Origin of the sequence: Pusillimonas minor, assembly GCF_014237865.1 — a bacterium.
GTDB classification, from domain to species: domain Bacteria; phylum Pseudomonadota; class Gammaproteobacteria; order Burkholderiales; family Burkholderiaceae_B; genus Neopusillimonas; species Neopusillimonas minor.
Genome location: NZ_JACJUU010000001.1, coordinates 245,754 through 260,588, shown reverse-complemented (window position 1 = coordinate 260,588; position 14,835 = coordinate 245,754). Strand labels below are relative to the sequence as shown.

Annotated in this window: 16 protein-coding genes; 13 read left to right on the top strand and 3 right to left on the bottom strand. The window is 55.6% G+C overall.

The annotated features are described in order from the left end of the window. Genes GTU67_RS01365 through GTU67_RS01330 form a run of 8 tightly spaced genes read left to right on the top strand, consistent with a single transcriptional unit; the run spans nucleotide 1 to nucleotide 9,041 of the window. On the top strand, nucleotides 1-1,071 hold the full coding sequence (locus tag GTU67_RS01365) for a collagen-like domain-containing protein (protein ID WP_221893222.1): 1,071 nt from the start codon (nucleotides 1-3) through the stop codon (nucleotides 1,069-1,071). Continuing rightward, the gene (locus tag GTU67_RS01360) at nucleotides 1,068-1,781 is read left to right on the top strand and encodes a phage adaptor protein (protein ID WP_185778398.1); all 714 of its coding nucleotides are present in this window, start codon (nucleotides 1,068-1,070) and stop codon (nucleotides 1,779-1,781) included. Before GTU67_RS01365 ends, GTU67_RS01360 begins: the two co-directional genes overlap by 4 nt. Next, a complete protein-coding gene (locus GTU67_RS01355; RefSeq protein ID WP_221893221.1) occupies nucleotides 1,781-3,172 on the top strand; it encodes a hypothetical protein in 1,392 nt (463 codons plus the stop codon). The genes GTU67_RS01360 and GTU67_RS01355 overlap by 1 nt, the downstream gene beginning before the upstream one ends. After that, entirely contained in the window at nucleotides 3,169-3,576 is a 408-nt protein-coding gene (locus tag GTU67_RS01350) for a hypothetical protein (protein ID WP_185778397.1), read from the top strand. The genes GTU67_RS01355 and GTU67_RS01350 overlap by 4 nt, the downstream gene beginning before the upstream one ends. Further along, complete coding sequence (locus GTU67_RS01345; RefSeq protein WP_185778396.1) at nucleotides 3,573-4,277, top strand: hypothetical protein; 705 nt, start codon at nucleotides 3,573-3,575, stop codon at nucleotides 4,275-4,277. Before GTU67_RS01350 ends, GTU67_RS01345 begins: the two co-directional genes overlap by 4 nt. A gap of 14 nt (nucleotides 4,278-4,291) precedes the next feature. Continuing rightward, a complete protein-coding gene (locus GTU67_RS01340) occupies nucleotides 4,292-5,032 on the top strand; it encodes a hypothetical protein (RefSeq protein WP_185778395.1) in 741 nt (246 codons plus the stop codon). 9 nt (nucleotides 5,033-5,041) lie between these two features. Beyond that, the gene (locus tag GTU67_RS01335) at nucleotides 5,042-6,337 is read left to right on the top strand and encodes a hypothetical protein (RefSeq protein ID WP_185778394.1); all 1,296 of its coding nucleotides are present in this window, start codon (nucleotides 5,042-5,044) and stop codon (nucleotides 6,335-6,337) included. A gap of 1 nt (nucleotide 6,338) precedes the next feature. Next, a complete protein-coding gene (locus tag GTU67_RS01330; RefSeq protein ID WP_185778393.1) occupies nucleotides 6,339-9,041 on the top strand; it encodes a glycoside hydrolase family 73 protein in 2,703 nt (900 codons plus the stop codon). 61 nt (nucleotides 9,042-9,102) lie between these two features. On the opposite strand, the gene GTU67_RS01325 is transcribed toward GTU67_RS01330, so the two are convergent. Continuing rightward, nucleotides 9,103-9,633, bottom strand: coding sequence for a hypothetical protein (locus GTU67_RS01325; protein WP_185778392.1), 531 nt, complete (start codon nucleotides 9,631-9,633; stop codon nucleotides 9,103-9,105). Nucleotides 9,634-9,870: 237 nt separating this feature from the next. On the opposite strand from GTU67_RS01325, the gene GTU67_RS15190 reads away from it, so the two are divergent. The 4 genes from GTU67_RS15190 to GTU67_RS01305 are packed head-to-tail and all read left to right on the top strand — an operon-like array spanning nucleotide 9,871 to nucleotide 11,138. Further along, a complete protein-coding gene (locus GTU67_RS15190) occupies nucleotides 9,871-10,086 on the top strand; it encodes a hypothetical protein (RefSeq protein ID WP_221893220.1) in 216 nt (71 codons plus the stop codon). Next, complete coding sequence (locus tag GTU67_RS01315; RefSeq protein WP_185778390.1) at nucleotides 10,083-10,307, top strand: DUF7940 domain-containing protein; 225 nt, start codon at nucleotides 10,083-10,085, stop codon at nucleotides 10,305-10,307. The genes GTU67_RS15190 and GTU67_RS01315 overlap by 4 nt, the downstream gene beginning before the upstream one ends. Further along, nucleotides 10,300-10,896: a transglycosylase SLT domain-containing protein gene (locus GTU67_RS01310; protein ID WP_185778389.1), complete on the top strand. Its 597-nt coding sequence runs from the start codon at nucleotides 10,300-10,302 to the stop codon at nucleotides 10,894-10,896. Before GTU67_RS01315 ends, GTU67_RS01310 begins: the two co-directional genes overlap by 8 nt. Further along, nucleotides 10,893-11,138 carry a hypothetical protein gene (locus GTU67_RS01305; RefSeq protein WP_185778388.1) on the top strand — a complete coding sequence of 82 codons (246 nt, stop codon included), beginning with the start codon at nucleotides 10,893-10,895 and terminating at the stop codon, nucleotides 11,136-11,138. Before GTU67_RS01310 ends, GTU67_RS01305 begins: the two co-directional genes overlap by 4 nt. A gap of 824 nt (nucleotides 11,139-11,962) precedes the next feature. Here GTU67_RS01305 and GTU67_RS01300 read toward each other — a convergent pair. After that, a complete protein-coding gene (locus GTU67_RS01300; RefSeq protein WP_185778387.1) occupies nucleotides 11,963-12,157 on the bottom strand; it encodes a hypothetical protein in 195 nt (64 codons plus the stop codon). Between the two features lie 72 nt (nucleotides 12,158-12,229). Here GTU67_RS01300 and GTU67_RS01295 point away from each other — a divergent pair, with 72 nt between their 5' ends. Further along, on the top strand, nucleotides 12,230-12,850 hold the full coding sequence (locus GTU67_RS01295; protein WP_185778386.1) for a class I SAM-dependent methyltransferase: 621 nt from the start codon (nucleotides 12,230-12,232) through the stop codon (nucleotides 12,848-12,850). 316 nt (nucleotides 12,851-13,166) lie between these two features. On the opposite strand, the gene GTU67_RS01290 is transcribed toward GTU67_RS01295, so the two are convergent. Continuing rightward, nucleotides 13,167-14,723 (bottom strand): diguanylate cyclase domain-containing protein, encoded by a 1,557-nt coding sequence (locus GTU67_RS01290; RefSeq protein ID WP_185778385.1) that lies wholly within the window; start codon nucleotides 14,721-14,723, stop codon nucleotides 13,167-13,169. Nucleotides 14,724-14,835: the final 112 nt, after the last annotated feature.

Below are 14,835 nucleotides of genomic sequence, written 5' to 3'. Positions count from 1 at the left end.
TTGTCCGGAGCCGCCGCCCTGGCGGCTCAAAATACTGGGAACGACTTACTGCAAGGTGTCCCCATGCCACAAGCCCCTTCTTATGTCCGTACAAAAAGCTTCACCGACAACTCCGGTGATCGAACGGACCACGCTGCACTAAACTCCGAGTTCGACAAGGTCTCGACGTCTATTAATGCGATTCGGGCTAACCAAGCGCTGCTCCAACGAGACGATGGAACGCTTGAGCATAAAACTGTTGGGCTCGTTCAATTAACCGACGAAGCAAAAGCAGGGCTTGCCACGCCTGGGCCAAAAGGCGACAAAGGCGATATTGGCCCTGTTGGCCCGGCCGGCCCAAAGGGCGACAAAGGTGAGGTCGGAGCATCCTTCGTCGAGTCAGAAAAGGGCCTCTATTCAGAGCGGGCAAACTACGACAACGAGACAGCCGGGTTTGCGTTTCTTGCGCTGGATACCGGCATGCTTTATTTCAAGCTTTCGAGCGCAACCGGCGACTGGTCCATAGGCTATGCCTTTGGAAAAGGCGACAAAGGCGATAAAGGCGATACTGGTGCTCAGGGGCCGCAAGGCTTAACGGGGCTGCGCGGACTGAAGGGCGACAAGGGGGATAAGGGCGACACTGGGCCTGCCGGACCGCCTGGCGCCGTGGACTACACCAAGGTCATACGCAATGACCAGGTAGCGCCGCAGACGATGCAGGGATCGCTTAACCTGCAAGCCCTCGAGGCGGCCCAAACCGTCAAGGCCCAGTACTACCTGTTTGCGCAGGACACCAGGCTTGATGTCGCGTCCGGCCGATTGCGCGTGGCCACCAACCAAACCACCCCGCAGCTAAAGGGGCTCCAAGCAAAAGACTTTATTTCGAGTGGTAGCGGTGCGGCCACTACGGGTTATCTGTTGTCCACTGGCGCAGACATAGGAACGCTTTTTGAACCCGTCGGCACTGCAGCCTCTAAGCTTGCGACCGTCGACCCGACCCCCGTAGTTATTGACTTAACTGGCAAGACCCAAATCACTTTGGAGCTGTCCGTCGTTGGCACCGAAATCAAAATCACAGGCACATCGTCATGACAACAGGATTTGATGAGCGTTACGAGACGCTGGGCGCTTTGCGCGCCAAGTTGCAAACCCGGCTGGGCTTCATTTCTTCTGGGCCTGGCGCTCTGAATAACCGCGACCTGATGAACAGCTTTTTGCAAGAGGGGCATGACCTCATATGCGAAGAGGTCGACGTTAAGGCCATGCGCCGCAGGGGCATGATCAGGCTGACCAAAGGGTCCAGCAAGTACGACTGGGTAAACGATGTTCTCGACGAAGACATCGACCCGACTCGCGTTGAAAGCATGTGGATACAGTACGGGTCTGATGACCCCATCAAGCTTGAACAGGGCATCAGCGAAATCGACCGGGCTCAGATTGATTTTTTGTCTTTCCCGACGCGTTGGGATAACTCGGCCAGCCAGATAGAGGTCTGGCCAACCCCAGACCAGGCATACGACCTTATCGTTTGGTATGTAGCGCCTAAATCACGTTTTGAGCAAGACGCTGATCGACCCAGCGTGCCAAGTAGCCTTGTCTTGATGTATGCCATTGCAATGGGCAAGGCCCACTTCAGGCACCCAGATGCCCAGGCGTACGGGGGCATGTTTGAGCGCCGGCTGCGCACATTCAAAGCCGATCAGCACGAGAACCAGCGCCATTTTATGGGTGGTAGCGGCGCCGGCAAGCGCCCTGCTCAGGTGGTTCGCTCTGCCAACGGCTATCGGCTAAGGGTGGGCTAATGGCGATCAGGTCTATTACCTTCGACAAGTTCGATCTCGGCATCGATCTGCGCAAAGGGGCATCGGTTTCTGATGCCAACCGCCTGCGCGACATGACAAACGCGTTTGTGACGACGGGTCTGGCCACTCAAAAAAGGCCCGGTCTGGTCAAGGTCGCTGATTTGCCGCCGGGCACCAAGGGGCTTTTCGCAGCATTCGGAAAACTCAATTGCTTTTATTCCGAGGGCACGATTAACCTTGGCGCTGGCCTGTTTAATTCGGTGAAGCTCACCGGGTATGCAGGAAAAATTAAAGAGGTGTGGTTTTCTGATGTCTTTAACGGGAAGATTTATGCATCGGTAGAGTATGAGGACGGCGTTGTAAAGCATCACTACACAGACGTTGCGACTACCGTGATTTCTGATAGCAACTGCCCTCATTCCAAGGCAGTAATCAAGGCCTCTACCGCAAACAAAATCTTTGCCGCCAACGGCGAGACAGTTCGTTATTGCGCAACCGACAAACCCCGAGACTGGACGGCCGCAAATGATGCCGGGTTTTTGCCGACGGGTATTCGCTTTCAAGGGGCGCGAGACGCAAAGGCCCTGGGCATTTACCGAAACAATCTGGTTGTGCTTACACAGGACGGCGCGCAGACTTGGTCCGTTGATCCGGATCCGACGCGCATGGCCCTGGCCGATACTGTCGACAACGTGGGCACCAATTTCCCAAAGACCGTTACCAACGTCTCGGGCGACCTCTACTTCCTGTCTGATTTTGGATTTAGGTCAATTACCACGCAGCAATGGACGAACAACCTGGCTGACTCCGACGTCGGCTCTCCAATTGACGATCTGGTCAAACCGGTCATTCGAAACACGCCATTTGTTCCGACCTCATTTTTCCATTACGGCACCGGGCAATACCTGTGCATTGTGGGCAACGTAATTTTTATCTACTCGTTGTCCAGATCGTCAAAGATTGCCGCCTGGTCACGCTACACAATCCCGTCGACGGTAGATGCTTTTGCCGAGCTCAACGGCACGCTTTATTTTCGCTCTGGCGACACGGTTTACCGTTTTGCGCCTGATGCCTACGACGATGACGGCCAGCCGTTCGAGGTTTCGCTCGAGCTGCCATATATGGATCTGAAGGCCCCCGGCCAGCTTAAGCAAATCATGGGGGTGGATATCGTCATGGATGGCGAGTGCGACTTTTCCATTGGGTTTGATGTGAGAAACCCTGATTGCTACACGCCAGTAGTTCGGATTCGCGGTAACACCAGACCGGGGGGCATGATCCCGATGATCTGCAGCGGCACGGAGTTTTCGCTGCGCTTCAAGTGCCTAAACAGAAAGCCTTTCCGGCTCGATTCGGTCACGCTGTACTACGAGGCGTTGGGGGCCGTGTGAAAGCGACTTTTATCCGGAGCGCTGAAGAGATAGAGGCAGAATGGCCACATCTGGAAAAGCTTTTTTCACAGGTTGCCGAAACAGCAGCGCACGGCGAGTTTGATGCCAATGATTTACGACAGCTGGCGATTGATGGTCGGCTGACCTTGGGGTTTTGCTCTGATTACTCAATGGCCATAGCGTTCGAGTTCAGGCATTACCCGAAGTTCGTTGCTGTCAATGTGGTGGCTCTGGCGGGGCATGGTTTGTCGGCGGTAGCAGGGCAGTTTTTTGACGCATTCAAGGCGTTTTGCAGGTCGGCCGGGGCAGACTGTATCGAGGCCTCTTGTAGCGGCGCTATGGCAAGGCTTTTGCGTACTTACGGGTTTATTGAAATTTACAAGCAGGTCAGGAGCGATTTATGAAAAGCGCAGATCATCTAATTATTGGCGGCCCAGCTCTTGGCGCTTGGCCTACTCGACGGGGCGAGAAATTGCGCCCGCACAAAGGCGGCGGGGGCGGCGATGGCGGTGCAGCAAAAGCTGAAGAAGACCGCCAGGCGCGACAGCGCGCCGCGCTTGAGGCAATCAATAACGTGTTTAACTCGGCAAACCGCGACCAGCTTTATCAGCAGCAGCAAGAGGCGGTTACCCAGCTCAACCAGCAAGAGGTTTTACGCCAGCAGCAAGACGCTGAGCGCCAAAACAGATTTGGGCTGGCTCGGGCCGGCCTGTCTGGCGGCTCCGTAGATGTCGACAGCAATGCGGAAATTGGTCGAATTGCTGATGAAGGCATTATGAAAGCGGTTGGCATCGGCCAAAATGCGGCAGCCGACCTGCGCATGCAAGACGAGCGCACCCGTCAATCTTTGATCGGCATGGCTCAATCTGGTATCGACTCTGGGGCGGCCGCTCAGTCTGCGCTATCCGGCCTTAGCGCCAACGCTGCAAATGCAGCCAGCGCGGCATCAGGGGCGCAGGTGGGCAGTTTGTTTGGCGATTTGGCCAATGCCTACATGTACAACCAGCAAATGCAGGCATTCCAGCAGGGTATGGCGCCATATCGCCAAGAGCGCATTGGCAATGCGTCCGTTCGAAGCGGCGGCACTGCCGGCCGCGTCGTTTAACGAGGGGGTGAGGCATGGATCCGTTTACCATTGCTGGCCTCGTCGCTGCGATCGGCGGGGCCTTCATTCAGAACCAAGCTCAGCAAAGCGCCGCAGCCCGTCAACAGCGAGCAATTCAGGACTCTCTTGCGCGTCAGCAGGAATTGCAACGACAGGCCGAGCAAGCGGCTTTGCGAAAGGCTAACGAGTTCAGCCCAGATGACCGACTCGAAAAGCAAAAGGCCATCGAACAGCAACTGACAACTGAAATGTTGGCGCCGGTACAAGAAAACGCGGCAGTGCGCGCCGAAGCCCCGAGCGTTCAGGGCGACGTTTCCGAGGACTACTCGACCGCTCGCGCTTCTTCTATGGCGCAACAGGCCAAAACGGCTGAAGCTCTGGCCAGAATTTTCGGCAAGATTGGATCTGCAACCCAGCTGCGCCAAAACGAGGCTGTCGGCCTTGGCGATACGGCTAACCAGATCGGCATGCTGCGCAACTTCTCGCAAGGTCAGCAGGCGGCAGATCAGGCTGGGATTCAGGCCGCCGGCACGCCAAGCGGCGGCGCTATGTTGGCCGGGTCTATCTTGCAAGGCGTTGGCCAGGTTGGAATGATGGGCGGTTTTGAGGGGCTTGGCGGCGCTGAGTCGAGCGTTTGGTCCGGTAATGGCGGCTGGTCTGGTGCCAGCGCTGTGCCTCAAACAAACAACGTGGGGCTGAGCGGAAAAGGTAGCCTCGGCTTCAATGGCAAGGGCGGCCTTGGCCTGCGCTTTTAGGAGGATCTCATGAAAACTACATTACCGATCGGGGGCGGTTTCGCTGGCGGCCTTGCTGCTACGCTTGGGCCTGCTATTAAGTCATTTGCTCAAGCAAAGGGCGGCTCGATCATGGCAGGTGCTCAAGGCGCGCTGATGGGCGCTAAGACGGCAGAGGCTGGCGAGAATGCTCGCGGGCTTGCCATGACCAACAATGCAAGGGTAGACCCTTTTGCGGTGCTGAATGACCCGCAGATTGCGGAATATATCAGCAAAAACCCAAGCTATGCGAACGCGCTGCGAACTGGGCTGGCCGTGTTTGGTGCGACGGGCGAGGGCGACATTGCCACCATGCTCTCGAAAATTCAAGGCGCTGATCTCACTGGCCAAGGCGTTGAGCGCGGCAATGCTGGCGACCTGCCTGGGCAGAACCGTCTGGTTTCGGCCGCAACGGGCAAAACTTACGAGCCCTTCAAGGCCGTGGGTGAGACAGGCTACGTTGTTGACGGCGGCACTGGCGGGATGACACGTAGCGCCCCTGGCATGAGCAATGTCAAGCCTACGACGTTGATGCAGAACCTCGCGGCAGCCGGGTTTGTTCCTGGAACTCCCGAGTACCAGCAGGCGGTTCTGAATGGCACTCGGCAGGGGACAACGGTTAATGTTGGGGCCGGGGATAAGGCATGGGATACCGAAAGCGCAAAGCTTTTCGCGAAACGCTACGACGACATTACTGCCGGGGCGATGAACGCCCAACAAATGATGGGCATGTATGACCTCGCGGAGCAAGCGCTTGATAGCGGCGTTCGAACCGGCTTTGGGGCGGATACAGAGATTGGGCTTCGGCAGTTTGGCGCGGCATTGGGCATAGATACAAGCCCTGAAAAGCTTGCTGGCGGCGAACTGATCCGCGCAATACAGAACCGAATGGCGCTTGCGATGCGCTCGCCAGATGGTGGCATGGGCATGCCCGGCGCCCTTTCAGATCGAGATATTCAGTTCCTGAAGGATTCGCAAGTTGGCATTGATCGCAGCCCAGAGGGCAACCGTCGGATGCTGCAAGCGTTCCGCGCTATGGAAAAACGCAAGATCGAGCTATCGAAACTCGCGGATGACTACATTGAAAAGAATGGCCGACTGGACACCGGGTTTAATGCGGCTGTCAGGCAGTACGCTAATCAGAATCCTCTGTTTGAAAGCGCTGGTTCGGCAGTTTCTGGCCCGGCGCAGCCAGCGAACACAGCCAAGGGCCCGGGCCGGCAGTTCGAATACGAAGGCCGACGCGGCATCATGTATCAAGACGGTTCTTACGAGTGGGTGAACTGAAATGGCTGATCCAGCAACTTTTGCTAAACAGTACGGCGGCATCGCGCAGCGCGTTGGCCAGCGCCTCAATGTCGATCCCGCCATTCTTTTAGGTCAATGGGGCTTAGAGACTGGGTGGGGCAAGTCTGTAGTTCCCGGTACCAACAACCTGGGCAACATTAAAGACTTTACCGGGGGTGGGGTGGCTGCGGTCGACAATATGACTGGTTCGAACGACAACTATCGAGCGTTTGAGACGCCGGACGCCTTTGCCGATCATTACGCTGGGCTGATTGAGCGCAAGTACCCCGGCGCAATCGGCTCGGGGAAAGACCCTCTGAAGTTCGCTCAGGCTTTACAGGCTGGCGGCTATGCCGAAGACCCTGCTTACGTACGCAAGATGGTGAACGTTACAAAGACGGTACGCGGCGCACCCGGCGTTATGGATACGATTGCCTCAGCCATTTTCCCGGCAGCTCAGGCGGGGACTTTGCCGCAGCTGGATATGTCCAAGGTGAAGTTTCTGGACGATTCGCAGCAGCTGGATATGTCTAAGGTCAATTTTGCCGATAACTCTGCTGCAACAGCTGCGCCGGCTGCACAGCCCAAGCTTCCCGATCTGGATATGTCCAAGGTTCGATTCTTGGACGATGAAAGCAAGGGCGATGAAAAGTCATTTGTCGAGAATGTCGGCGGCATGCTTCGCGAAATTCCGCGACAAGTTGGCCTTACCGCCCGCTACGGCCTCGAGGGGGTTGGCCAGGCCGCGCAGGTACTGACCGAGCCCATCCGCATGGCGGTTAATCCGGCGCTTGACGCGCTTGGGCTGCCCCAGGCATCGGCAACAGGCCAGGTAATGTCATCAGTTGCCGATACATTAGGATTGCCCTCGCCGCAAGGTGCGAATGAGCGGGTTGTTGGCGATATCACGCGGCTGATGGCTGGCGCCGGCGGCGTGTCGGGCGCAGCAAATAAACTTGCGCAGGGCGCGACAGGCGTTACCCAGTCGGCGCTTAGCGCTTTAGGCATGAATCCTGGCCAACAAATTATTTCGGCAGCTGGCGCCGGCGGCGCTGGTGGCTCCGTTCGAGAGGCTGGCGGCGGGCCAGTAGCCCAAGCAGTGGCCAGCCTTGCCGGCGGCATTGCTGCGCCGGTTGCCGCCAATGCCGCACAGCGCGGCGTCGCTGCAATTGGTCGACGCTTGCCGGTGGTCGGATCGGCAAGCCCGGGCCAGGTCGAGCAACGCATCCAATTGACAATGGAGCGCTCCGGGGTTGACTGGGGCGCAGTGCCCGAGCGCGTTCGTCAGCAGGTTCGAAGTGAAGTGGCGAAGGCGTTGCGCACAGGCGACGACCTGAATGCCGACGCAATTCGTCGACTGATTGACTTTTCTCGCGTGGATGGCGCACAACCGACGCGCGGGACGCTTACGCTAGACCCGGTTCAGTTAACACGGGAAAAGAACTTGGCCAAGAGCGCCGCAAACTCGAGCGATACGGGCCTGCAGGGGCTGGCCAGGATCGAGAACGAGAACAACTCTGCCTTGATTCGAGCATTGAATCAGCAAGGGGCTGATACGGCAGACGATGCCTATGCAGTAGGTCAGCGCGCAATTGATCAGATCCAGGGCGGACTGGATTCTCGGAAGTCACAAATAGACGCGCTATATTCAGCCGCTCGCGACTCACAAGGTCGAAGCTTTCCGCTCGATGGCCGGTCTTTTGCCGACAATGCCATCAAGGCGCTCGACGATAATCTTGCTGGCGGGTTTTTGCCTCCTCAGATCCGAGAGCACCTCAATAAGATCAGTGCTGGCGAGGTTCCTTTTACTGTTGATTACGCCGAACAGCTCAAAACGGTTATTGGCAACTTGCAGCGTGGGGCTACTGACGGCAATGCTCGATATGCCCTTGGGCTGGTGCGCTCCGCTCTGGATGATGCCCCGCCGCTCCCGCTTGGCCAGCAGACTGCGGCCCAGGGCGCCAGGGCCGTAAACCCCGGCAATCTCCCGGCCGTCGTCGACGACACTACCATTGGCCAAGATGCTATCGATGCATTTAACAAGGCCAGGGCGGCGAACCGCAGCATGATGCAATGGGTTGAGTCGTCTCCAGCGATAAAAGCTGTGTACGAGGGGAAAGCCACGCCTGATCAGTTTGTGAATAAATTCCTGGTTGGTTCGGGTGTAAGCACAAAAGATATGGCAACGATCAAGCGCGCAGTAGCCGACTCGCCGGAGGCGCTGCAGTCGATTCGTTCGTACATCGCGACGTGGTTAAAAGAAAAGGCCTTAAGTGGCGCTTCAGATGAGGTTGGGAAATTTAGCGCGTCGAATTACAACAAGGCGTTGAAGGCGCTGGGCGGCAATAAACTGTCGGTTTTTTTCGATCAGCAAGAGATCGAGCAGTTACGCGCCATAGGGAGAGTGGGGAGCTACATGACAACTCAGCCAGCGGGAAGCGCCGTTAATAATTCGAATTCTGGTGCGCTTGTGCTTGGTCGTGGGCTTGATTTCTTGGATGCCGTGAGCTCTAAGGTTCCCTTGTTGGGAATTGGTCCTACGATCCAAGGGGTAATTCAGGGGGCTCGGCAGGGGGCGGCGCAAAGGGTAGCCCCGTCGCTGGTCAATCCGGCGCAGCGGGTGCCGCTATCGCAGCTCGCCGTGCCGGCGTCGGTCTATGGTTCGCTATTTGGAGCCTCGACTATTCCACCAAGCCAAGATTAAAGCAGCACCAAGCCAGCCAAGAAAGATGGGATTCATGCCCCAAAGAGTGCCATCTTTCATATCAGTAACAGGTCGTGGTTACGCTGCCAGCGAAAGGCGTGCTGGTGCAATTTAATGCCGGGGTTAATGGTTGAAAACTGCTTTTGCGCCCAAGGTTCAAATTTTGAATGGCTTGCGCTCCGATAACCGCCTTGTAGTAATTTTCTGCGCTTTGCTGTGCAGCTGCTCGGTTGGCTTGGCTTTTTACTTGGCTGGCATAGTCGTTATGCAGGGCCATGTTTAACGCCGAAAACTGGTCATCAGTGATTGCCCCATCTGAGAGTTTTTGAGCGATGTTTTGCCGCTGCACCAAATAGAGGCCATATGCCGTCTCATTTGGTATGTACCTTTGCTGTGCGGCAAGCAGCCCCTTGGATAGCTCAAGCTGCGATATTTGGCCGGACGCTTGGAGCTTTTCCAGCCTGTTTGACTCAATTTCAAAGTTATTGCTTGCGACTGATGCCATCACATCATAGCCATTTGCTTGGTTACTGTACTGAGCGCAACCTGATAGCGCAACTAGGGCGCAAAGTACAAAAGCTGTCTTTTTCATTTCATTCTCCTCTGAGAGTCTTTTAACGGCAAATCGAACAAAAATCCAGCACATAAAGCACTGCCCCCGATAATCAATCCAGCCAAATACAACGGGGGCGGCGACGTGTCAGTGCCGGATACAGAAAAAATCATTGCAGCAATAGAGCGTTTAGAGCGCTCAAGGTCTACGACTGACAATCAGCGCCTCGAAGAGACGCGCCGTTCGATCGAGGCAATCTGCGAAACCCAGCGACAGATGAATGCAGAGATAAAGGCCCTGTCCGCTGGCTTCCCTGGGGGCGACCCCGAATCACATCGTCGGTATCACGAGTCTGTGATCGAGTGGCGCGAAACGCGCAATCGAATGGTTAAAGAGGCCCTTGCCCACGCTGCCAAGGTCGGCGGCGTTGCCGGCATGGGGTGGGTCTGCTACGCCGTATGGACGGCATTGAAAATGGAGATCACAAGGTGAAATTCAAAAAACCTAAATTGGTGCCGGACGCCAAGAAGGGTTGGACATGGCGGTCAGTCCAGGCGGCTAGCCTGAATACGGCCATATTGAGCACCTGGGTAGCCATGCCTGACGATATGAAGGTAGCCATCCCGGAGAAGTGGGTCTTGGTTACGGCGATTGTGGTGGGCTTTTCCGGCATCATTGGCCGGTTTATTGATCAGGGGGCTGGCGATGCTTAAGCTGATCAATTGGCTTAAATCGGCTTTTTCTTGGCCAGACATCGAGCCCATCGAAGAGCCCCAGCTGCGCCAGCTGGCCTGGGGCCGGAAAATGTCACCAGCCTGCCGGGATAAAGTTTTTTCGATAGCAGATGACCTGGTGACCGAACCTGATCACATTATGGCTGTGATTGCCTTCGAATCCGCAGAGACGTTTCGGCCTGATATTAAAAACTTTGCCGGATCTGGCGCGACCGGTCTGATTCAGTTCATGCCGGCCACCGCACGCGGCCTCGGCACAAGCGTTGAGGCGCTGGCCAAGATGACGGTGCTCGAGCAGCTCGACTGGGTGCACGCTTACTTTCGCCCTTACCGGGGCAAGATGAAAACCCTCTCAGATGTCTACATGGCCGTTCTCTGGCCCAAGGCCGTCGGCAAGCCGGAAGACTATGTTTTGTGGACAAAGGCAACTATGCCGACGACCTACCGGCAAAACGCCGGGCTTGACGCTAATAAGGACGGGCTTATCAAAAAGAATGAGGCGGCGGCAAAGGTCGCCGCTAAGCTCGAAGCTGGCCGTCTGGCGCCTAACCTTTGGGAGGGCGTGTGACTGAAATCATCGGATCAATATTGCCCTATGCGGCGACTTTGGTGGCCTTTATTGCCGGCATCATTGGCATTTTCGTGGCTGGCAAGCGATCTGGCGTTAACCAGGTCGAACGAAAAATTGAACAGGAAAGCCGAAAGGCCAGAGGGGTGGCTCGTGAAGCAGATCAAAAATTTGACAAGATACCTACTGACGATCTTCGTGATCGGGCTCGTGAGCGGCTGCGCAACACCGCCAACAGGTAACTATTGCGAACTGGCGCTGCCGCCTTTCGAGTGGTGGTCGGTAGACGAAATGGAGCAGACGCCGGATCGGCCGTTTCGGCATTTGGAGCATGAGCGGGCACGGTACGAATTGTTGTGCCCTTGAGTGTGCCCAAAACGTGCCCTAAACATGGGTATTTTGGCTTAATTTGGGGTATATTTATTCACAAGTCACTGCAGGCTGGCGCTGCAACTTGTTGATTAAAAAAGGTTTGTGTTTGTTTGTTTTTATGGTCCCCCTGACTGTTAATCCGCAGGTCACTGGTTCGAACCCAGTTCGGGGAGCCAAAAATTCAAGCAAAACGCCAATCCTTCGGGGTTGGCGTTTTGCTTTTCTGCGCTGGCCAAAGGCTTATTGTGCAAGCCTGGTCATGCACGCAGGTATCTCCTTATCAAACCAACTGTTTCCATTTAGGCAACAGTTGGCCCGAAGGGCGGGCGGCCATGTTAGTCGGGCACGACGGCAAGCTATTTTTTTTGACCGTTGGCGTGTTGAGAGTGTGCACTGCCCAGCCAATCACCCAATTGCCGAAACCCATCGATGTGCTTCTTGGCGGTGTAAGTTCGAACAGGGCTTCGTTCATTGATCAGCCACGAAGAAATTCTGGTAGCCAAAACTAAGACGGGCTTTATTCGTGGATATGGCCTATGCTGGTGGGTTGGCGATAGCAAATGTGCTGTCGCTGCATGACCATGAGGTATTGAAATGGATACGAAAGACAAAGCACCCGAGAAAGCGAAGCCAGCAGCCGCGAAGCCTGCTCTGAAACAGGCGCGTTGGCCCGGACAGGGGACTGGTGGTGGTATTAAGAGCGCGAAGTCGGGGCACGATCGAAAGACCGCGGGCCGGGGTGCCGCGCGAGGCAGATGAGCCTTCTGGCTGGTAGCTCTTTTCGTTTGCCTTTATCGTTCAGGGCCTTGGCCTGGGTCAGAATGTCTTCGGCCAGCGAGACATCGGTTGTGCGCTTGGTGGCGCTGCGTGCTTGGCTTGCGGTAAGCATTTTGAGCCTCCTGGGGCAGGCGCGCAAACGATACAATCAGCTAAAGCTATCGTCCGCCAGAAGAGTCATTTTATGCAAAACCCACAAGATCATTGGGAAAATGTCTACAAGACTAAACAGTCCGATGCCGTGAGCTGGTTTCAAGAGCATGCCACTCAATCGTTGAACATCATCCGTTCGACTGGGGAGTCAATCGATGCCAATCTAATTGACGTTGGAGGAGGTGCTTCCACCCTGGTTGATGATCTGTTGAATAGCGGTTTCAAGAACGTGACGGTTTTAGATTTGTCAGCCTGTGCCCTGAGTGTTGCTCGAGACCGGCTTGGGGCAGCGGCGAGCAGCGTGACATGGATTGCAGGTGATGTCCGGAGCGTTGTTTTGCCGGAGCAAAAATATGATGTTTGGCATGATCGCGCGGTTTTCCACTTCTTAACAGACCCCGTCGATCGCACTGCTTATATTCAGCAAGTCATGAAATCGGTCAGGCCTGGTGGGCATGTGATTGTTGCGACATTTGCTCCTGATGGTCCAGAGCAATGCAGTGGGTTACCGGTGGTAAGGTATTCGCCGGGCGAATTGCACCAAGAGTTTGGACCTAGGTTCGAGTTGGTTGAACACATGAGTGAAGAACACAAAACTCCCTGGGGCTCAGTGCAGCATTTCGTCTACTGTCACTGTTTGAGAGCTGACTGAGTTCAGCGGTAAGCCGCTTTCCGCCCCTTTGGTGCCGGTCAGGCTAATGCCTCTGGCCGCTGCGGGTTGCGTCAACACACTTGTCGTTACGTTCGGTAGTTTCTCTTGATCAGTCTTCGGGCAAAATGCCGGTGTTACAAATAAACGGAGCTGAAGTTGAAACGGGTTTTTCTGATTTGCGCGCTAGCGACAGTGTTGTCTGCATGCGCTGTCCACACGCCGGGCGGGTCGGTTATTGTTGATCCCAATTACGGTCATGGCGGTTTTTGCCCGCCGGGCCAGGCCAAGAAAGGGAACTGTTAAGCGACGCCGGCCATTAAACGGCGTCGTTAGCATCAAAAAACTGCACGCCGTTGTCAGGTGTCTTTTTGGCGCGGTACATCGCGGCATCCGCGGCTTTTAACAGTATTTCGGCAGACTTGTGGGTACGTTTGAACAGATGTATGCCAATACTGGCCGACAGGGTGCAGGTGATAGAAAGATGGGTTTCGTTGCTAAAAATGCGTTCGTAAGGTTCAGCCAGCGTTTTGTAAAGCGTATTTGCGATTTGGCTGGCTTGTTCGCGTGCGGCTGATGCTTCTTCGTTTAAGCCCTGCAGCAGCAAGACGAATTCGTCGCCGCCCAATCGCGCTACCAGGTCGCTGGTGCGTACAACTTCACGCAGACGTTGTGCAACTTCTATCAAGACCTGGTCACCGGCATGATGTCCGTATTCGTCATTCAAGGCCTTGAACTTGTTCAGGTCAATAAACATCAGCGCCAGGTGGCCGCCAACATGTCGGTGCAGGTCAAGCACTTGCTTAAGCCGGTCAATAAACTGACGACGATTCGGCAAGCGCGTAAGTTCGTCCTGGTAGGCTAACTGACGCACCTGTTCTTCCATTAGCTTGCGTTCGTGGATGTCGCTCAAGAAAACAAGGGTAGCGTCTTCACCTTGCCATTGCAGGCCGACACTGCTGATGCTGAACCAGCGAACGCCGGCGTGAGCGGTGTGCAGTCGTACATCGTAGGTCTGGCCGTGGGTTGCACCCAGTGCCCTGGCCTGGCGATACATCATCATCAAGGGCTGGTCAGCGTGGTCAACCAGGTCTGCCAGCATGCTGTCCAATAGTTGCTTTTCTGGGATACCCAGCAGCGCTGTTGCGCGCGCGTTGGCAAAAATGCAGCGCTCGTCGATCAAAATAAAAATACCTTCCTGAGCAGACTCAATCAGTTGTCGGTAACGGTTCTCGCTGGCCATCAAGGCGTGCTGAATGCGTTCTTGAACCATCATGATGGCGCCGACCGTGACCAGCAGCAGGCTCAGCATATTGCCCAGAAAAATCAGGTTGAAGTAGTGGTTCGGGTCCAGAAAAGTTGAAGGCCCGGTGTTGTTAATGGCGAGCGAAACTCTTAGCGCAAGGCCGGCCAACGCTGTCAGAAACCCCAGGATCATGACGTACTGGCCTCGTCCGGCGGTTTGTCGGTGTCGTCGGGCCAGTAACCAGATCACCAAAGCGATTTGCACTGCAAGAAGCAGGCCGCCGTATAGCAACCGGGCCCGCATATCGTTGATAAAAATACTGAAAACAACGAGGGTGAACAGCACCGGGGGCCAGATCAGCCAACGCAAGGGCCGGTTTTTCTGGAAGTGGTAGATGCCCTCGGCCATCAGGGCCAGGCTGATTGCGAAGGCGCAATTGCCCAACACAATCGACCATATATCGTCGATCTGACCGTGTAGCATGCCCAAGGCGTAGCCTAACGCCTGGATACCAATTGCCCCAGCCCATAAATATAGTTCTTTGAACCGCCGATTGGCGGTATACGCCAGTGTCAACCCCACCACGACGCTCAGGGCAATGTTCAGGATGAGAAGTGTGGGTAAATGCATGGCCGTAACAGGCGCTTACAAATTGGCGAGTTTACACCGGCATAGTTAAAACACCAACGGCATGTTAGGGACACCGGGCTGTGTTTGCGTATAAAGCTACTGGGTGCCCATG